At 71.5% G+C, this 17,365-nt stretch carries 18 protein-coding genes; 9 read left to right on the forward strand and 9 right to left on the reverse strand.

The window, feature by feature from the left end; genetic code table 11:
- Positions 1–2 precede the first annotated feature (2 nt).
- On the reverse strand, positions 3–1,316 hold the full coding sequence (locus FHR82_RS35630) for an ABC transporter substrate-binding protein (protein ID WP_184814997.1): 1,314 nt from the start codon (positions 1,314–1,316) through the stop codon (positions 3–5).
- A gap of 15 nt (positions 1,317–1,331) precedes the next feature.
- On the reverse strand, positions 1,332–4,106 hold the full coding sequence (locus tag FHR82_RS35635; RefSeq protein ID WP_184814998.1) for a family 78 glycoside hydrolase catalytic domain: 2,775 nt from the start codon (positions 4,104–4,106) through the stop codon (positions 1,332–1,334).
- A 138-nt stretch (positions 4,107–4,244) separates the two neighbouring features.
- Between FHR82_RS35635 and FHR82_RS35640 the strand changes: the two genes are divergently transcribed.
- Both FHR82_RS35640 and FHR82_RS35645 read left to right on the forward strand, forming a co-directional pair.
- Positions 4,245–5,168 carry an AraC family transcriptional regulator gene (locus FHR82_RS35640; protein ID WP_184814999.1) on the forward strand — a complete coding sequence of 308 codons (924 nt, stop codon included), beginning with the start codon at positions 4,245–4,247 and terminating at the stop codon, positions 5,166–5,168.
- A gap of 50 nt (positions 5,169–5,218) precedes the next feature.
- Complete coding sequence (locus FHR82_RS35645; protein WP_184815000.1) at positions 5,219–5,626, forward strand: hypothetical protein; 408 nt, start codon at positions 5,219–5,221, stop codon at positions 5,624–5,626.
- Here FHR82_RS35645 and FHR82_RS35650 read toward each other — a convergent pair.
- On the reverse strand, positions 5,607–6,407 hold the full coding sequence (locus tag FHR82_RS35650; RefSeq protein ID WP_184815001.1) for a class I SAM-dependent methyltransferase: 801 nt from the start codon (positions 6,405–6,407) through the stop codon (positions 5,607–5,609). The genes FHR82_RS35645 and FHR82_RS35650 overlap by 20 nt on opposite strands.
- 66 nt (positions 6,408–6,473) lie before the next feature.
- Between FHR82_RS35650 and FHR82_RS35655 the strand changes: the two genes are divergently transcribed.
- Positions 6,474–7,061, forward strand: a complete 588-nt coding sequence (locus FHR82_RS35655) for a TetR/AcrR family transcriptional regulator (RefSeq protein WP_184815002.1) — start codon at positions 6,474–6,476, stop codon at positions 7,059–7,061.
- A gap of 19 nt (positions 7,062–7,080) precedes the next feature.
- Here FHR82_RS35655 and FHR82_RS35660 read toward each other — a convergent pair whose 3' ends face one another.
- Positions 7,081–7,578, reverse strand: a complete 498-nt coding sequence (locus tag FHR82_RS35660; protein WP_225943854.1) for a DUF4383 domain-containing protein — start codon at positions 7,576–7,578, stop codon at positions 7,081–7,083.
- Between the two features lie 160 nt (positions 7,579–7,738).
- Here FHR82_RS35660 and FHR82_RS35665 point away from each other — a divergent pair, with 160 nt between their 5' ends.
- Complete coding sequence (locus FHR82_RS35665; protein WP_184815004.1) at positions 7,739–8,500, forward strand: endonuclease/exonuclease/phosphatase family protein; 762 nt, start codon at positions 7,739–7,741, stop codon at positions 8,498–8,500.
- A gap of 170 nt (positions 8,501–8,670) precedes the next feature.
- On the opposite strand, the gene FHR82_RS35670 is transcribed toward FHR82_RS35665, so the two are convergent.
- Genes FHR82_RS35670 through FHR82_RS46760 form a run of 3 tightly spaced genes read right to left on the reverse strand, consistent with a single transcriptional unit; the run spans position 8,671 to position 11,705 of the window.
- Positions 8,671–9,336, reverse strand: a complete 666-nt coding sequence (locus FHR82_RS35670; protein WP_184815005.1) for a hypothetical protein — start codon at positions 9,334–9,336, stop codon at positions 8,671–8,673.
- A gap of 12 nt (positions 9,337–9,348) precedes the next feature.
- Positions 9,349–11,034 carry an AbeC-like domain-containing protein gene (locus FHR82_RS35675; RefSeq protein WP_184815006.1) on the reverse strand — a complete coding sequence of 562 codons (1,686 nt, stop codon included), beginning with the start codon at positions 11,032–11,034 and terminating at the stop codon, positions 9,349–9,351.
- The gene (locus tag FHR82_RS46760; RefSeq protein WP_225943855.1) at positions 11,031–11,705 is read right to left on the reverse strand and encodes a serine/threonine kinase C-terminal domain-containing protein; all 675 of its coding nucleotides are present in this window, start codon (positions 11,703–11,705) and stop codon (positions 11,031–11,033) included. The genes FHR82_RS35675 and FHR82_RS46760 overlap by 4 nt, the downstream gene beginning before the upstream one ends.
- Positions 11,706–11,789: 84 nt before the next feature.
- Here FHR82_RS46760 and FHR82_RS35685 point away from each other — a divergent pair, with 84 nt between their 5' ends.
- The 4 genes from FHR82_RS35685 to FHR82_RS35700 all read left to right on the forward strand — a co-directional run bounded on the left by FHR82_RS35685 (position 11,790) and on the right by FHR82_RS35700 (position 14,151).
- Positions 11,790–12,242, forward strand: coding sequence for a hypothetical protein (locus FHR82_RS35685; RefSeq protein ID WP_184815007.1), 453 nt, complete (start codon positions 11,790–11,792; stop codon positions 12,240–12,242).
- Positions 12,243–12,408: 166 nt separating this feature from the next.
- Positions 12,409–13,152, forward strand: a complete 744-nt coding sequence (locus FHR82_RS35690) for an EI24 domain-containing protein (protein ID WP_184815008.1) — start codon at positions 12,409–12,411, stop codon at positions 13,150–13,152.
- Positions 13,153–13,584 carry a tetratricopeptide repeat protein gene (locus FHR82_RS35695; protein ID WP_225943856.1) on the forward strand — a complete coding sequence of 144 codons (432 nt, stop codon included), beginning with the start codon at positions 13,153–13,155 and terminating at the stop codon, positions 13,582–13,584.
- A 9-nt stretch (positions 13,585–13,593) separates the two neighbouring features.
- The gene (locus tag FHR82_RS35700) at positions 13,594–14,151 is read left to right on the forward strand and encodes a GNAT family N-acetyltransferase (RefSeq protein ID WP_311771433.1); all 558 of its coding nucleotides are present in this window, start codon (positions 13,594–13,596) and stop codon (positions 14,149–14,151) included.
- Between the two features lie 18 nt (positions 14,152–14,169).
- Here the strand turns inward: FHR82_RS35700 and FHR82_RS35705 are convergent, their stop codons facing one another.
- Positions 14,170–15,396: an acyl-CoA dehydrogenase family protein gene (locus tag FHR82_RS35705; RefSeq protein WP_184815009.1), complete on the reverse strand. Its 1,227-nt coding sequence runs from the start codon at positions 15,394–15,396 to the stop codon at positions 14,170–14,172.
- 57 nt (positions 15,397–15,453) lie between these two features.
- The gene (locus FHR82_RS35710; RefSeq protein WP_184815010.1) at positions 15,454–16,164 is read right to left on the reverse strand and encodes a TetR/AcrR family transcriptional regulator; all 711 of its coding nucleotides are present in this window, start codon (positions 16,162–16,164) and stop codon (positions 15,454–15,456) included.
- Between the two features lie 49 nt (positions 16,165–16,213).
- Between FHR82_RS35710 and FHR82_RS35715 the strand changes: the two genes are divergently transcribed.
- On the forward strand, positions 16,214–17,224 hold the full coding sequence (locus FHR82_RS35715) for an NADP-dependent oxidoreductase (RefSeq protein WP_184815011.1): 1,011 nt from the start codon (positions 16,214–16,216) through the stop codon (positions 17,222–17,224).
- Positions 17,225–17,365: the final 141 nt, after the last annotated feature.

Below are 17,365 nucleotides of genomic sequence, written 5' to 3' on the forward strand. Positions count from 1 at the left end.
GCCTACCAACCCGGCAGCCCGAGTTGCTTGGCCTGCTTGGCGACGTCGCGGTCGTACAGGGCGGCGCCGTCCTCGGCGGACCGGATGCCGGAGCCGACCTCGACGGTGATCTGTTCGAGTGCCGGGCCCTTCACCGGGGACACGAACTCGAGCGCGGGTGTGCGGGCGCCGTCGGTGTCGAAGTAGGGCAGCATGTCCTGGATGGCCCTGGGCAGGTCGGCGGGCAGCTCGCAGCCGTCGACGACGTACGGGCCGGTCGGCGCGTAGGCCTTGGTCTGCACGTCGCACCCTGCCGGGCTGGCGACGAAGTCGAGGAACTCCTTGACGGCGGCCAGTTCGGCGCCCTCGGTGGTCGTCGGCACGTACACGCCGCCGGGCAGCCACACGGTCAGCCCGTTCTCGGCGGCGTCGGCGCCGGGCACGGCGAACAGGCCGACGTCGTCGACCTCGCCGGGGTTGTTCGTCTCGAGGGTGCCGATGACGAACGTGAGGATCGGGTAGTGCGCGCCCTTGCCGGTGGCCAGTTCCTCCAGGCCGTCCTCGTACTTCTGCGCGGCGAAGTCGGCGTTGAGGTACCCGGCGTCGTGGATCTCCTGCAGGTGCCGGAAGCCCTGCAGCGCGGCCGGGGACGTCGCGTAGCTGGTCTGGTTGGCCGTGTACCTGTCGGCGAAGTCGGGTTCCGCGGCGGCGACGTTGTGGAAGTCGGCGAGCACCCACAGCTGGGAGGTCCAGGTGTCCTGGTAGGTCTGGACGACCGGGGCGACACCGGCGGCTTTGATCTTCGCGTTGTTGGCCATGAACTCGGTCCACGTCTTCGGCACCGCCAGGCCGATGCGGTCGTAGACGGCGCGGTTGTAGAGCACGCCACCACCGACCGCGGCGCCGAACGGCGCGCCGAAGATCCGGTCGCCGGAGGACACGGTGGGGGTGAACGTCTCGTCGAGGCGGTCGACGAACGGCTCGTCGTTGAGCGGCAGCAGCGTTTCCCGCGGTTTGAGCGCCTGGAGCAGTGAGCCGGAGTTGTACAGGAACATGTCGGCCATGTCCCCTGTGGACAGCCGGGTCTTGACCACGTTGTCGCCCTCGCCGCCCTGGGGGCGGACCTCGACCTCGATGACGACGTCGGGGTGGTCGGCCATGAACGCCTCGGCGAGCCCTTCCGCCGGCCGGACGCTCGCGTCGGAGTTGTCGACGAGGAACGTGATCGTGGTGCGGCCTTCGCTGTCGCTGGAGCCGAGATCACCGGGGCTGCACGCGGTGATGGCGAGTGCCGTGCCGAGCGCCGCGGCGAGCACCGTTCGTCGGGTGGGGTTCATCGAAACCTCCGGGGATCAGTGGCCGGGTTCGAACAAGGGGGCGAGGAGGCGCCGCAGTTCGGCGGCGTGCGGGGCGAACCCGCCGTGGGTGATGGCGTCGACCAGCTGGGTGGCGGGGGCGTCGAGATAGCGGGCGAGCCGGGCGGCGGCCGCTTCTTCGCCCGGTACCTCGCCGGTGGCGGTGGCGGCCTCGACGACCCGGGTCCAGGTGGGTTCGTGGTCGAGGACGTCGCGGACGGTGGGGTCGCCGGGCAGGCCCGGTCCGGTGCCTGGTCCGGTGCCGCACGGGTCGGGGACGTCCCAGTCGTGGCGGCCGTGGTGGACCCACACCGGCTGGTGCCTGCCGGGGACGTGCACGGTGGCGGTGGCGCCGACGGGGACGGTGACGTGCAGCAGGAACCGGCCGTCGGCGCGTTGCCAGGACACGGCGGCCTGGCCGTACGGGGTGTCGTGGCGCGCGGTGGCCCAGGTCAGCGCCGGCCGCGGCCGAGGGCGGACCAGCAGTTCGCGGTAGCCGGGGCTGGCGGGGGCGAGCCCGGCGACGGCGCGGTGCAGCCAGTCCGCGACCGCGCCGAGCGCGTAGTGGTTGAACGAGGTCATCTCGCCGGGGTTGACGGTGCCGTCGGGCAGCAGGCTGTCCCAGCGTTCCCACACGGTGGTGGCGCCCATGGTGACCGGGTAGAGCCAGGACGGGCAGCCAGTCTGCAGCAGCAGCCGGTAGGCGACGTCGAGCTCGCCCGCCTCGGTGAGCGCGTCCATGATCAGCGGGGTGCCGACGAACCCGGTGGCGGTGCGGAACCCGGCGGTGCGGACGAGGTCGGCGAGCCGCTCCCCCGCACGCGCGCGTTGCTCGGGTGCCGGCAGCAGTCCCCACACGAGGGCGAGTGCGTACACCGTGGCCGAGTCGCTGAGGAGCCGCCCGCCCTCGGTGGCGTACTCGCGGGCGAACGCCTCCCGCACCTGCGCGGCCAGGTCGGCGTACCGGCGGGCCACGGGGTCGTCGCCGAGCAGGTCCGCGGTGTCGGCGACGACCTGTGCCGAGCGGGCCAGGTGCGCGGTGGCGACGACATCGGGGTCCGCGCGCGCGGCGAACGGGTCCTCGGGCGGCGCGGCCGGGTCGAGCCAGTCACCGAACTGGAAGCCGCCGGTCCACAGCCGGTCCTTGCCCGCGAGGCCCGCGACGTGGTCGACCCACGCCCGCATGCTCGCGAACTGGCGGGCGAGCAGTTCGCGGTCACCGGTGCGCTGGTGGACGGTCCACGGCACGAGCACGGCCGCGTCACCCCAGGCGGCCGCCGCGCGGGGCGGGCCGGCGAGCACGTCGGGCACGACGAACGGCACGGCGCCGTTGTCGTGTTGTTCGCAGGCGAGGTCGGCGAGCCACGAGGTGAGGAAACCGGTGCTGTCGAAGAGGAACTCGGCCGCAGGCGCGAAGACCTGGATGTCGCCGGTCCAGCCGAGCCGCTCGTCGCGCTGCGGGCAGTCGGTCGGCACGTCGAGGAAGTTGCCTCGGGCGCTCCACACGACGTTCTCGTGGAACCGGTCGAGCAGCGGGTGGGAGCAGGAGAACCAGCCGGTGCGGCGCAGGTCGGTGCCGACGACGACCGCGGTGACGTCCTCGGCGCGCAGGCCGGGCACGCCGGTGACCTCGGCGTACCGGAAGCCGTGGAAGGTCAGGGCGGGTTCGAGCACGGCGTCACCGTCGGCGAGGACGTAGCTGTCGGTGGCGCTGGCGGTCCGAAGTGGACGGACGCACAGCTCGCCGTCCGCCAGCACCTCCGCGTGCCGGACGACGACCTCGGCACCGGCCGCGGCACCGCGCACGCGCAGCCGGACCCAGCCGACGAGGTTCTGCCCGAAGTCGACGATCGTGGCACCGGACGGGGACGTGGTCATCGCGACGGCCGGGAGTTCGCCGGTGATCCGCACCGGCGGACCGTCCGGCGCGACGAGCCGCGACAGGTCGGTGTCGAGCACGTCGACGGGCACGGCTTTCCCCGTGACACCGCGGAGATCGGTGCGCTGGCCGTCGTAGAGGTCGTCGGCGAGCACACCGCTCTGCCGGGCGGTCCAGGTGCCGTCGGTTGCGAGGACGTGCACGGCTCCGTCCGCGGTGGTGACCTCCAGCTGCGCGAGCAGGCCGAGCCGGTCGCCGTAGTGGGCGCGGTCGCCGCGGAAGCCCAGTCTGCCGCGGTACCAACCGTTTCCGAGCAGCACCTCGACGGTGTTCTCCCCCGGCAGGACGAGGTCGGTGACGTCGTGGGTCTGGTAGCGCAGCCGGTGGTGGTAGCTCGTCCAGCCCGGAGCGAGGACGTGGTCGCCGACGCGGTGGCCGTTCAGCTCGGCGACGTAGACGCCGTGCGCGGTGGCGTGGAGGCGAGCCGAGACGACGTCGGCGGGCACGGTGAGCGTGGCCGCCAGCACGGGTGCGGGGTCACCGATACCGCTGTCCGGGCTGATCATCCGCGCGGTCCAGTCGGCCGGGGACAGCCCGGCTTCGACGGTCGCGGGCAGGCTCCAGGGGGACCACTCGTCGTCGCGGACGCGGACGCGGACCTCGACGCGTTCGCGGGCGGCGAGCGGGTCACCGGGCCACGGGACGAGGACCTGCTCGGCGGACTCGACGACGAACGTCTCCTCCCCCAGCGCGATCTCGTAGGCGCGCTGGCGGTAACCGGTGCCCGCGTCCGGGACCCGCCACGACAGGCGGGGCCGCCGGTGCCCGATGCCCAGCACCGGCGCGTCGTGGTGCTCGAACCTGATCCCGGTGGGCGCGGCGGCACTCGGCATGGACACTCCTCATCGAGTGAAACGATTCAAGTCCTGGTCCGATCATGTGCCCGCCGCACCACCCGGTACTAGCCCGAGGTGCACCCGTGTTAGCACGATGTTCACCTCGGGCCGGTGCGCGCCTTATCGTGGTGCGCCATGGAGGCCGGTCCGGTCCGCGGCGTGAACGACCTGCTGTACTTCACCGACGGGTCGCTGGCGTACGCCGGCCGCTACCGGCACGACCCGGGACACCACGTGCACACGCACAGCTTCGTCGAGGTCGCGGTCGTGACGGGCGGCGAAGGCGTGCACGTGTCGGTGGCGGGCCACGCGCCGCTCACCGTCGGGGACGTGGTGCTGCTGCGGCCCGGCGTGTGGCACGGGTACGAGGACTGCACGCGGCTCGAGGTGTTCAACTGCTGCTTCGCGACCGACCTGCTGCACCGCGAGCTGGCGTGGACGCGGGAGGACCCACTGCTGGGCTACCTGCTGTGGACGGGCCCGTATTCGCTGGAGCGGCGCGGAGTTCTCGCGACACACCTGGACGAGCCTGCCCTCGCGGCGTGCGTTGAGCACCTCGACGCGTTGGAGCGGCTGCGGTCGGCCAGGGTCGGGCTGCACCGCGGCGACATCATCGGCAGGCTCGCGTTGTTCCTGTCCGCGCTGGCCCGCGCGGTGGCGGGCGAGGACGCCGAGGAACCGACCAGCCCCACGCACCCGGCGGTCCTCGCCGCGATGCGGTTGATGGAGGCGCGGCCGGAACACCGGTGGACGCTGCGGGAGCTCGCCGACCGCCTGCACCTCGCCCCCGGCTACCTGGTGCGGCTGTTCAAGTGCGCGACCGGGTTGCCGCCGATGGCGTACCTGACCCGGCACCGCGTGGAACTGGCGGCGACGCGGCTGCTGCACACCGACCAGCCCATCGCGCAGATCGCGCGCTCGGTCGGCTGGCCGGACCAGAACTACTTCGCGCGCCGCTTCAAGCTCCACTTCGGACTGAGCGCCTCGGTGTACCGGACCCGGTTCAGCCACGACGCGGCCCGCCTCGTGGCCGGTGACGTCGTGAAGGGCCGTGTGTAAGGCGTTCACCCGACAGCACCGGACCGGCCACGTGCCTAACGTCGACGTACGTGAGGAACCGCCATGTCTTCGTCCTGCCCGCCGTCGCGGCCGTCGCCATCGTGGCGGCGGCCTGTTCCGACTCGGTCACCCCGCCACCCGCGCGGCCCGGCGAGCCGCCGAGCCTGGAGCTGAAGCCCACCGAGACGCAGGCACCGGAGAACGCGGGATTCGACGAGTGCGGTCTCGTCGAAACGGACGAGCTGGCGGCAGTGCTGCGCAAGGATTTCTTCCACCTCGTGCCGACCGGCGCGAACGGGCAGCCTGCCGCCGTCACCTACGAACGCGCGGCCGACGGCCGGTACGTGCCGCACGGCATCCAGGTCCTCACCCTCACCGGCGACCGGATCGCCAGGATCACCGCCTTCAACGACCCCGGTCTCGTGGCCCTGTTCGAGGTCAGCCCCGTGCCGCGGTGAACACGACCGCCGAGTAGGTCATCGTGAAGGCGCCACCCCCGGCGTCGATCGCGGCGCCGACGCCGGACAGGAGGTCCGCGAGCTGCTCCGGCGTGAGCCTGCTGTTGCCGCCGAACGTCGGGACGTGGTCCAGCCACTCGTCCTTCGTGTAGTGCCGGGTCCAGTCGAACGACCACCGTTCGGGCTCACCGAACCCGCCCGCCGCGGCAAACCCTTCCGCGGCCTTGTCGAGGAACAACGAGTACCCGTTCGCCTGCTTCGCCGCGTCGTAGGCGGGAAACCCGGGCAGAACGCGGCGGTACACGTCGGCGAAGGCCGTGCTCAGGTCGGCGGGCGGGACGCCGACGTTCCAGAACAGGGCGATCCGCCCGCCGGGCCGTAGCGCCTCGGCCGCCTTCGCCGCGCCGGCGACCGGGTCCACCCAGTGCCAGGTCTGCCCGGCCACGACCGCGTCGAAGGCGCGGCCCCGGGTGTCCCAGGTCTCGAAGGACGACACCTCGACCTCGATCCCGTGCCGCCGCGCGACCTCGGCCATCCTCTCGTCGACCTCGACGCCGAGCACCGCGCAGCCCGCGGCCCGGAACTGGCGTGCCGCGATGCCGGTGCCGCAGCCGACATCGACCACGTCCGTGCCGGGGCTGGCGGAGACGATCCGGTCGACCATGGCGTCGGGATAGCTCGGCCGCGTGCGGTCGTAGCGCTCGGCCACCGCGCCGAACGACTCCGCGAGGTCTCTGGCCCGGTGTGCTTCGCGGGCGGGTTCCGCCGGTATAGTGGGCATGTGCCCACACTAGTGGGCGCTTGCCCACTCATGCAACCGACGCGATCGACGGAAGGCAGGACACACGTGCCGACAGGAGTGGCACTCCGCGAAGTGCGCAGGCAACTCTTCGACGCCGCGGAACGAATCCTGCTGCGCGACGGCGCGAACGCACTCACCAGCCGCGCGGTCACCACCGAGGCCGGATGCGCGAAAGGCGTGCTGCACCGCCACTTCGCCGACTTCGACGCGTTCCTCGCCGAACTGGTCATCGACCGCATCGACCGCATGGACCCCCAGGCCGCCGCCCTGCGCGACGCCGCGGGCACCGGCACGGTCGCGGGCAACCTCACCGAAGCACTCACCGCGCTGTTCGAGTCGGTCGCGATCGCGATCGTCGGCCTCATCACCGCCCGCGACGGCCTGCGCGCCCGGCTCCGCGAAACCATCCCGGCAGGCGTCCCCGTCCTCACCGAGGGCGCGACCATGATCGCCGGCTACCTCACCGCCGAACGCGACCTCGGCCGCATCGCACCCGACCGCGACCCGGACATCCTGGCGTTCACGCTGATCGGCACCGCCCACCTGCTCTACGCGGGCACAGACGGTGACCGGCCCGAGGACGGCGCCGTCGAGGAGATCGTGACCACGATCGTCGGCGACGCCGTCCGCTGACCAGGACCACCCAGAAGACTCAGACCCGGCAGAGCATCCCCGCGGGCACCCGGCCGGCCGCGGTCAACCGCGGGCAGCGCTGGTCCGCACGCCCCGGCGGCCGGTTGCGGACCGGACGCCGGTTGTAGTCCTGCTCCCGCAGGTACACGACCTCGGGCGGCGCCGACGCGGCGACCGCGTCACGCCCGCCACCGCTCAGGACCGCGATCCCGATCATGGTGGCCACCAACGACAGGTGCAGACCGACATTCGCGGTGTGGAACGGGACGAGCGTCGGATCCACCACGGAACCGAACTGCCACAACAGGAAGTACACGACACCGCCACCGATCAGGAACGCCTGCGCGCCCCGGCCGTGCCTGCTCAGCGCGAAACCGGCGATCCCGAACCCGAGGTGCACGACGTTGTCCAGCACACCGGCACCGACGTCGAGCACCGCCGCCAGCACGAACAACGCGGCCACGACGAACGTCGCGACCTGACCCGGCTCATGACGTGTGCGCTCGTACTCCCTCATTCCCGCCATCCCCTCTGCCGACGTGGCTGGGACGCCCCACCGCGGTGGTGCACGTACACCATGCCTCCGAAACCCACCGACGCGCGCGGCGACGCGCCGGTTCCACCCGAAGATCAACGAAAGTGGCAGGCTCCCCCACCCCCGCGGTTAGCATCGCGGCGTGATCACCGTGGCGACCTGGAACCTGCTGCACCGCGTCCACGCCGAGAACTGGGACGAGCCGGTCACCCGACGCTGGCCCAACGAAGCCGAGCGGATCACCGCGGTCACGGCCCGGCTGACCGCCCTCTCCGCGCAGGTCATCGCACTGCAGGAGGTGAGCGGCGACCAGCTCGCGAGCCTCCGCGCCGCGTTGCCCGGCCGGACGATCCACTCCTTCCGGTACCCACGCGTCCCGAACCCGCGCAAGGGTCGCGACCTCCTGCACGACCGCACCGAACACCTGGTCCTGCTCACCGACACCCCCGGCACGCTCGTCACCGCCGAGTCCTTCCTGGACGACCGCGGCAAGGGCGCACTGGTCGTCGACCTCGCGGGTACGACCGTGATCGCGACCCACGTCAGCGGGGACCTACGCCGCGCAGGCCAGCTCACCCGCCTCGCCGAACTCGCCGGGCGGACCACCGTGCTCCTCGGTGACTTCAACTCCGTCGGCGGCACCATCAGGAACGGTCTCGGCCCCGGCTTCGCGGTCGCGGGCTTCCAGGCCGACAGCCTGCCGACGCGCCCCGGCTCGGGACGCGGCTTCATCGACCACGTCGTCACCCGCGGCGCCACGACGGGCGTCGCGCGGGTCGAGGACTCGGACGGCCTGTCGGACCACAACATCGTCCACGCGACCGTCACCCTGGCACCGCGAGACGAGACGGGACGTCCCGGCGCCGCCACCCCCGCGGCACGCCGACCGGGCGGGACGGGCTGATCACGCCGACCTCCCCCTCGTTGGCGCTCTCACTTGCCCCTCCCCTTCCTGGCGTTTTTGAGTGAGCGTTCCCCGTGTTGGTAACCCCCACGACGCTGCGGCAATAAAATCGGACATCTATATAGTAAATACCTGTTTATTATCCATGAGCAACGGAGGTCCTCGCCGGGTCAGAACAGCCGCAACCACGCGGGTGCGCTGAACTCCTTCGCGGTGACCTCCACGCGGGTGAAGTCGCCGGGGTCGAGGTAGCCGGGGCGGATCACGTCGTCGTGCACCGCGTTGCCGACCAGCAGCGCCAGGTCGGTGTACGGGTTGCCCGCGACGGCCTCCCGCAGCACGACGCTGTCGACGAGCCGGTGCAGGTCGATCACGAGCTCGCCGGTGAACCCGAGCGGGCCGGTGCCCACGAGGCCGGTGCCGACGGCCATGCGCAGCCGCATGCGGTCGCGGTAGCGGCGGTTGTCGCGGCCGAGGCGTTCGTGGACCGCCGAGAGCATGATCGGCAGCATCCGCGTCGGGTCGACACCGACGGGCAGGAACAACACCCGTGAGTCGCCCGCGTCGCTGCCGCGGACGTCGTTCTTCTCGACCCCGAGGTCGGCAACCACCTGGTCGAGGAGCGCGTCGAGGCGCTGCTGCAGGTCGTCCTTCGCGGCACCGTCACGGCGACCGAACCCGACGATGTCGACGACGAAACCGAGCCGCGGTGTGAAGCCCGCGACGTCCCGCGCCGGTGCGGGCGCCTGCGCTCGGGTCACCTCCCCGACGGTGTTGCCGTCGCCGATCACGAAGTTGCCGCCGACGTCGCCACCGACGCTGATCTTGTTGTCCATCCTCGATGTCCTCTACTCCTGGGGACGCGGCGCGGCCGCGGTGTCGCCGACCTCGTTGTCCGATCCGACGACGACGCTGCCGCCGACCGAACCCGCGATCTGCACGTTGTTGTTGACCACCGCCGCCGCCTGCGCGTCGAACGACGCGGGCGAGTACCCGGCAGTGCGCATCATCCGGCTCACCGCGCGGATCAGCCTGCCCTCCAGCATCTTCACGTAGCGGTCGACGTCGGCGAGCTGGAAGTAGTTGTGCACGGCGCGGTCCGCGGCCAGCTCCCGCAGGCTCGCGGCGGAGCCGTACATGCCGGGGTTGACCACGCCCCGGTCCTGCGGCAACGGGCGCAGGAACGACAGCAGGTGCACGAGCCTGCCCGGCACCGACGCGGGCAGTGCCAGCAGGTCCAGCACGGCGCGCGCGGCCGGCCGCAGCGGTGACCGGGACATCCCGTCGATCTTGCGGTAGGACCGGCGGATCGGCCGCAGCACGCACGGCGTCCACTCGACGTACAGCGCGCCCTCGCCGACGGCGACGTGCACGAACACGGTCACCACGAGGTCGCGGTCCCACGTCTCGACCTGGAAGCACTGGTAGTAGCGCGCCCACTCGAGCGGGTCGTCGCGGATCGCGGCCGCTCGTTCGCGGCGCAGCATCGTGAACGGCGCGACGCCGGGCTCGGTGAGGAAGTCGGCCGCCGCCGGCTCGGCGAGGTGGTCGATCAGCTCGTCCGCGGAGACGATCACCAGTTCGCCGATGCTGAGCTCACCGAGCCGCTGCCCCGGCGACAGTGTGCCGGCGGCCCGCAGCGACGTGATCTCTTCGTTGATGCCCGCGTACAGGGCGGTGGTCGTCAGGGCACCGGAGAGCTTCGCGTCGGGCAGCCGCTCCAGTGGCACCGCGATCGACCACGGGTCCTCCGGCAGTCCGGCGCCGACGAACGGCATGAAGTCGCGGTACACGACGAGGGGCACCGGTGGGCCGTCCCCCGAGGGTCCCGCCATGGTGTGGTGCGGCTCCGCGTACCGCCACAGCCCGGCGAGCTGGCGGTCGGGGCTGACCTGGAACACCGGCCGGTCCCGCAGCCACGGCCGCACCCTGGTGAGCCGGTTCGGCCAGAACCGCGTGGCGAGGTGGCGCCACACCACGAACCGGTCGGCGGCCAGCACCGCGAGCAGCAGCGCGGCGACGAACGCGGCGGCGATGACAGCGGCGTCCGGCGTGGCGCCCTCGGGATCGCCGGAGTAGCCGGAGGACCCGTACGGGTCCTCGCTCAGCTCGGCCAGCAACTGCGGGACCGCGAACACGAGCAGGGTCGCGACGACCGCCACCGCGACCAGGTAGGCGGTCACCTTCGCCGGGGCCTGCGTCCTCACCGCGGAGCCGATGGCGGGCAGGCTCACCACGATCGCGACGACGACCCACAGCACGAGGAACTCGATCGCGAGGAGGAACACCAGCCCCGCGAGCAGCAGGACCACGGCGAGGTCGCGGAGCTTGCGCCGGGTGCGGGCGGCGACCGCCTCCGCGAGCACCGCGGCGGCGTCGACACCCGGCGAGGACGGCACCGGGCGGGTGGGTTCGACGAGGAACTCGCGGATCGCGCGGTCCGCGAACGCGGTGTCCATGTGGGCGGCGGCGCACAGGTAGCGGGTGGTGTCGTCCCTGCGGGCCCGGCCGTAGTGCGGTGAGGTCGTGGTCATGGCGTCGAGTAGGTCAGCATGACGTCGAGGATCTTCCTGGTCTGTTCCCAGATCGGGACGGGTGAGGACGCGTAGACGAAGTACTCGTGGCCGTCCGCGAGCCAGTACACGGACCGCACGTGCCTGCGCACGTCGGCCGCGTCGTACTCGAACTCCCAGTCGATGGCCGGCATGCCGCGCACGACCGTCCTCTCGAGACGGATCGACACGTAGGCCTGTTTGCCGGAGGCGAACGTCCGTTCGTAGTCGGCGTGCACGTCGTAGGTGTCGGTGGCCGGGGTGGCGGACCCGCCGTAGCGCAGCATCGTCGTCGTGCCCGTCGGGTCGTCGGCCTGCGTCGAGCCCTTCCCGGAGGCCCTCTTGGTCGGCCAGCCCGCCGGGATGCGGGTGGTCATCCCGCCAGGGCCGGTGACCTCGGTGAACCCGCCGCCGAGGCCGGGGGCCTGGCCGGCCGTCGGCTCGTCGCGCGGGACTGGTTCGGTCCGCTGGGCCGGTCCGTCGCGAGTCGGTGGTGCTCCGGTGGTCGTGGCCGGGGTGAACGCGGCGGGTGTGCTCCCGTCGCGGGCGGCGCCCAGCACCGCGACCACCCCGCCGCAGACCACGAGGTTCGCGACCACGACCACCGCCGCGAGGGCGCGGCTGCTCGGTTGCCCGTTCACCTGTCCTGTCACCGGTCCCCCAGTTCGATTCTCGCTTTTCCGCGGTGCGCGTGGGTAGCATCCGGCTGTCCGACCGGCACCGCGAAAGGAATTACGGTGTACGACGAACCAGCCGACCGGCACCGAATTGCCATGGATATCCGCGCCGAGGCGTTCGCCGCGTTGAGCGTGACCCGGGACAACCAGGTGGAAATCACCAGCGTCCGCCAGTTGCGCGTCCTCGAAGAAGCCGCGAAGCGCATTCTCGACATGCGCCTCGAGGACGAGACGGTCAACGACCTCGCACGGTCGATGCTGGACCGGGTGGCGTTCGCACGGCGGTGGACATGGGTGGACGTGCCCGTCGCCGCCGCGCTGGCGGTCGTGGCGCTGGCGACGGGTGTCGGCGCCGCGGTGCTCGGCGGAACAGGGGGCAACATCGTCCTCGCGGTTATCGGTGGGATTGTCGGTAGTGTGCTGCTCGGCATTGTGGTGATCAGATACCGCCGCGAGAACTGGCGAATCAGAGCGGAGCGGATCGCGCCGATGATCTGGCACCACGGGGTGTAGGTCGCAAGACTACCCCGCGCCGTTCCGGCCGTTTGCCGGAATTCACCCACTCGGGTATGACAAATCAAGGACAATTCCAGGGCCCCGCCCCTGATTGGTCCACAATGGACAAATAGCGCGACCGCCCGGTGCCGATGATGATCACGGTTACTGGTAGAAGTACGCCGTGCGCGATTTCATCCTCGGTGTCCGGTTCTTCGGGCGTGGACTGGGCATCCTGCTCCGGTCCCCGCGACTACTGCTGCTGGGCGCCCTGCCCGCTGTCCTGACCACTGCCCTGCTGAGCGGCGGGCTGATCGCGCTCGCCGTCTGGATCGACGACCTGGCCACACTGGTCACGCCGTTCGCGGACGACTGGTCGACGACCTGGCAGACGGCCGTCCGGATCGCCGCCGGGATCGGCGTGTTCGGGGCGGCACTCGTCATCGCGCTGATCACCTTCTCCGCGCTGACGCTCGCGATCGGCGCGCCGTTCTACGAGCTGATCGCGGAGAAGGTGGAGGACGGCCTCGGCCTCGCGCCCGCCGAGGACATGACCTGGTGGCGAGCACTGGGCCTCGGTCTCCGGGGCGGGCTGGCGCTCGTGCTGCGGTCACTGCTGTTCACGATCCCGCTGGTGATCGCCGGGTTCATCCCGGTGGTCGGCCAGACCGTGGTGCCGGTGCTGCTGGCACTGGTGACGGCGTGGTTCTTCGCGCTGGAACTGGTGGCGGTGGCGTACTACCGCCGCGGCATGTCCCTGAAGGAGCAGCGGACCACCCTGGCCAAGCGCCGAGGGCTCGCGCTCGGCCTCGGACTGCCCGCGTCGCTCCTGTGCGTGGTTCCCATCGCCGCGATCGTCGTCATGCCGATCGCGTTCACCGGCGGTGTGCTGGTCGCCCACGAGGCGCTCCGGAATGAAGCAAGATAGTTGAGCGTTGAACCGCCCGTGATCGACAACTTCGACGACTACCGGCCCAACGGCGAGGTGGCCCCCGACCGCTGGGTGACCGCCACCCACCTGTTCGAGACACCGCACGAGGAGACGACCGCCGAGCACTGGGAGCGGGCACAGGCCCTGTTCGACGCGAACGACTACACGGCGGCGGCGACGCTGCTCGCCGAGGTCGTCGCTGAGCACCCCGAGCAGACCGGACCCCGCCTCCTGCTGGCCCGCGCTTACTTCCACTCGGCACAGCTGCGGCGCGCCGAGGAGGAGCTGCGGGTCATCGTCGAGCGCGACCCGGTCGACCACTACGCGCACCTGATGCTGGGCCGCACCCTGGAACGGCAGAGCAGGCACGCCGAGGCCGCACCGTGGCTGCGAATGGCGGCGGCGTTCGCGGGGGAGATCACCGGATAGGGTTCTCCCGTGTCCCAACCAGTTCTGCGCGCGGCGAGGCCGTCCGACGTGACGGCCATCGCCGCGCTGATGCGCCAGTCGGTGCTCGACGTGTTCCCCCGGTTCCACGACGAGGCCGAGACGGCGGCCGCCGCCCGCTACCTGACCGAACCGGACACGGTCCTCATCACCGACGGCACGTACTTCGTCCACGACGTGGCGGGCGAGGTCGTCGCGTGCGGCGGCTGGAGCAAGCGGGACAAGCTCTACACCGGCTCGGGCGCCACCCCGGCCGACGACCGGCTCCTCGACCCGGCCACGGAACCGGCCCGCGTCCGCGCGATGTTCGTCCACGGCGAGTGGACCCGCCGCGGCCTCGGCCGGGAGATCCTGAACAAGTGCGTGGCAGCGGCCCGCGCGGAGGGCTTCACGTCCCTCGTCCTCATGGCGACGCTGCCGGGAGTGCCGCTGTACCGGGCGTTCGGGTTCCGCGAGGTGACACACACCCGGCTTCCGTTGCCGGACGGCAGCTCCCTGGGCGGCGTGTCGATGGAGTACCCGCTCCAGCCCTCCGCCGCCATGCCCTGAAAAGACGCTTTCAGGGCATCAGCGGGCGGTCTTGCCGAACGACGGGTCGTAGCGGCGCAGTTCGGTCAGCGCGAGGGTGCGCTTGTGCACCTCGTCGGGGCCGTCGGCGATCGCCAGCGCCCTGGCCTGGACGTAGAGGTGCGTGAGCGGGAAGTCCTCGGTCATGCCGCCCGCGCCGTGGACCTGGATGGCGCGGTCCGCGATGAGCTTCAGCATGGCCGGGGCGGCGACCTTGATGGCGGCGATCTCCACGCGGGCCTCGCGGTTGCCCACCGTGTCCATGAGCCAGGCGGCCTTCATGGTCAGCAGCCGGGTCCGCTCGATCTCGATGCGGGCCTCGGCGATCCAGTCCTGGATGTTCGACCGCGCCGCGACCGGTTCGCCGAACGTCACCCGCGACAGCGCGCGCTCGCACATCAGCCGCAGTGCCCGCTCCGCCATGCCGATCGCGCGCATGCAGTGGTGGATGCGGCCAGGGCCCAGCCGGGCCTGGCCGATCGCGAACCCGTCGCCCTCGCCCGCGATGAGGTTGGTCGCCGGCACGCGGGCGTCGGTGAAGGTGATCTCGCAGTGCCCGCCGTGTTCCTGCATGCCGAACACGGGCATGCTGCGGACGACCTCGACGCCGGGCGTGTCCATCGGGACGAGGACCATGCTCTGCCGCCGGTGCGGGGCCGCGTCCCGGTCGGTCCTGCCCATCACGATCAGGATGCGGCAGTTGGGGTGCGCCGCGTTGGTGGCCCACCACTTGCGGCCGTTGAGCACGTAGTCGTCGCCGTCGCGGGTGATGTCCAGCTCGATGTTGGTGGCGTCGGAGCTGGCGACGGCGGGCTCGGTCATCGCGAACGCGGACCGGATCTCCCCCGCCAGCAACGGGTCGAGCCACTCCTTCTTCTGCTGGTCGGTGCCGAATAGGGTCAGCACCTCCATGTTGCCGGTGTCGGGGGCCGAGCAGTTGCACGCCTCCGCCGCGAGCATGCTCCGGCCGTGGATCTCCGCGAGCGGCGCGTACTCCACATTGGACAGACCGGCGCCGAGACCGGGGTCCGGGTGGAAGAGGTTCCACAGCCCCCGGCGCTTCGCCTCGGCCTTCAGCTCCTCCATCACGGGTGGCTGGAAGTGCGGGTCGCCCGCGGCGCGGAGCTGGTCGGCGTAGACGGGTTCCGCCGGCAGGACGTGCTCGTCCATGAAGGCGAGCAGGCGGTCCCGGTAGTCCTTGGCGCGGTCGGTCGGTGTGAGATCCATGAGCTGGCTCCTTGCGGCACGCGGGTGCCCCGAGCATCAACGAACTTGAACTCAGCGTCAAGTCTGGTCGCGGAGCCGCTCGATCTCGCCGAGCGCGGCGCGCAGCTGTGCGGCGGTCCGGTCGAGCGCCGCACGCCCGTCACCAGGGGGCCGGATCCGCAGCGCGTTGACCCACAGCGTGGTCAGCGTCGACACGAGCGCCTCGAAGTCGACGCCGGGTCGCAGGCCGAGCGCGAAGGTCATGTACGCGTGCCGGGAGACCATCGACGACAGCGCGGCGGCGGTCAGTTCCGGGTCCAGCGACGGGTCGGCGAGACCCTGTTGCTGCAACCTGCGGATGCCGCGCACGTTGCGTTCCTCGAACGCCCGCGCCCGCCCGAGCCGCAGCTCGAGGAACCGCTCGTCGATGCCAGTGACCTCTTCGAACGCCCGCAACAGCGCGGCGTTGTCCCGGTAGTAGACGAGGTAGGCGCGGGTGGCGTCCTCGATCGCCGCGACCGGGTCGGCTGCCGTGTTTCCGCTCGTGTCCTGGATGCCAGGGTGCAGCATCTCCTCCTGCACCTCGTGCCACAGCGCGACGAAGATCTCGTACTTGTCGGTGAAGTGGGTGTAGAAGGAGCCGTTCGCGACGCCCGCGGCCTTGGCGATCGTGGTGGTCGTGGTCGCGAGGTAGCCGTGCCGCGCGAACACCTCGCGTGCCGCGGCCAGCAGCGCGTCCCGCGTCTGCCTGCCCCGCCTGGTCTGTGGCAGCCCGCGTTCGGTCTCCATGCGCGGAGTGTACTTGAACTCGACGTCAAGTTCGGGCTAGGGTGCCGTCATGGCGACTCCCAACCGGCAGGTCCGGCTCGGCGCCCGTCCCGTCGGCCTGCCGACCGCGGCCGACTGGCAGCACACGACCGAGGACGTGCCGGAGCCCGGCGACGGCCAGTTCGTGGTGCGGGCCGAGTACGTATCGCTCGACCCGGCGATGCGCGGGTGGATGAACGACGCGCGGTCCTACATCCGGCCGGTGCGGATCGGCGAGGTCATGCGCGCGGCCGCGCTGGGCCGCGTGACCGCGTCGAACCACCCCGACTTCGCCGTCGGCGACCACGTCACCGGCACGTTCGGGGTGCAGGAGTACGCCGTGTCCGACGGACGCGGCGTCATCAGGGCCGACCCGGCGCGCGCGCCGCTGCCCACCTACCTCGGCGTCCTCGGGCTCACCGGCCTGACCGCCTACTTCGGACTGCTCGACGTGGGCAAGCCACGCGCGGGTGACACCGTGGTGGTGTCCGGCGCCGCGGGCGCCGTCGGCAGCGTCGTCGGCCGGATCGCGAAGCACCTCGGCTGCCGGGTGGTCGGGATCGCGGGCGGACCGGACAAGTGCAGGCTGCTGACCGAGGATCTCGGCTTCGACGCGGCGATCGACTACCGCGCAGGCGACGTGCGCGCCGGCTTGAAGGAACACGCGCCCGACGGCGTGGACGTGTACTTCGACAACGTGGGCGGCGAGATCCTCGACCACGTGCTCGCGCGGCTGCGCCTCGGTGCGCGGGTCGTGCTGTGCGGTGCGATCTCCCAGTACAACGCCACCGAACGACCCGCGGGCCCGGCGAACTACCTGTCGCTGCTCGTGAACCGCGCGTCGATGACCGGGATGCTGGTGTTCGACTACGAGAAGCGGTACGCCGAGGGCATGTCCGTGCTCGCCGACTGGCTGGCCGCCGGGGTCGTGACGGCGAGCGAGACCGTCGTGGACGGCACGATCGACGACTTCCCCGAGGTGCTGCTGAAGCTGTTCGCCGGGGAGAACACCGGCAAGCTGCTCCTGCGGATCGCGGACTGAGTCGACCCCTCGAGGTCCGCGCGACCTTCCTGTCCGTCGGCGGCGGTCCAGTCGTCGTTTCGGCGCCTCGGCGAAGCCGGGCGAACACCCACCGTTGACGCCCGGCTCCGCATGGCTCACGATTGGCTCGCTTACCTACTC

Origin of the sequence: Actinophytocola algeriensis (genome assembly GCF_014203735.1) — a bacterium.
GTDB lineage: Bacteria > Actinomycetota > Actinomycetes > Mycobacteriales > Pseudonocardiaceae > Actinophytocola > Actinophytocola algeriensis.

What these genes read in the sequence shown, in the direction of transcription:
- FHR82_RS35705 (WP_184815009.1), bottom strand. Translation starts at nt 15,396, where the DNA reads ATGGATCTCACACCGACCGACCGCGCCAAGGACTACCGGGACCGCCTG.
- FHR82_RS35670 (WP_184815005.1), bottom strand. Translation starts at nt 9,336, where the DNA reads ATGGACAACAAGATCAGCGTCGGTGGCGACGTCGGCGGCAACTTCGTG.
- FHR82_RS35630 (WP_184814997.1), bottom strand. Translation starts at nt 1,316, where the DNA reads ATGAACCCCACCCGACGAACGGTGCTCGCCGCGGCGCTCGGCACGGCA.
- FHR82_RS35675 (WP_184815006.1), bottom strand. Translation starts at nt 11,034, where the DNA reads ATGACCACGACCTCACCGCACTACGGCCGGGCCCGCAGGGACGACACC.
- FHR82_RS35710 (WP_184815010.1), bottom strand. Translation starts at nt 16,164, where the DNA reads ATGGAGACCGAACGCGGGCTGCCACAGACCAGGCGGGGCAGGCAGACG.
- FHR82_RS35650 (WP_184815001.1), bottom strand. Translation starts at nt 6,407, where the DNA reads ATGCCCACTATACCGGCGGAACCCGCCCGCGAAGCACACCGGGCCAGA.
- FHR82_RS35635 (WP_184814998.1), bottom strand. Translation starts at nt 4,106, where the DNA reads ATGCCGAGTGCCGCCGCGCCCACCGGGATCAGGTTCGAGCACCACGAC.
- FHR82_RS35660 (WP_225943854.1), bottom strand. Translation starts at nt 7,578, where the DNA reads ATGAGGGAGTACGAGCGCACACGTCATGAGCCGGGTCAGGTCGCGACG.
- FHR82_RS35640 (WP_184814999.1), top strand. Translation starts at nt 4,245, where the DNA reads ATGGAGGCCGGTCCGGTCCGCGGCGTGAACGACCTGCTGTACTTCACC.
- FHR82_RS35715 (WP_184815011.1), top strand. Translation starts at nt 16,214, where the DNA reads ATGGCGACTCCCAACCGGCAGGTCCGGCTCGGCGCCCGTCCCGTCGGC.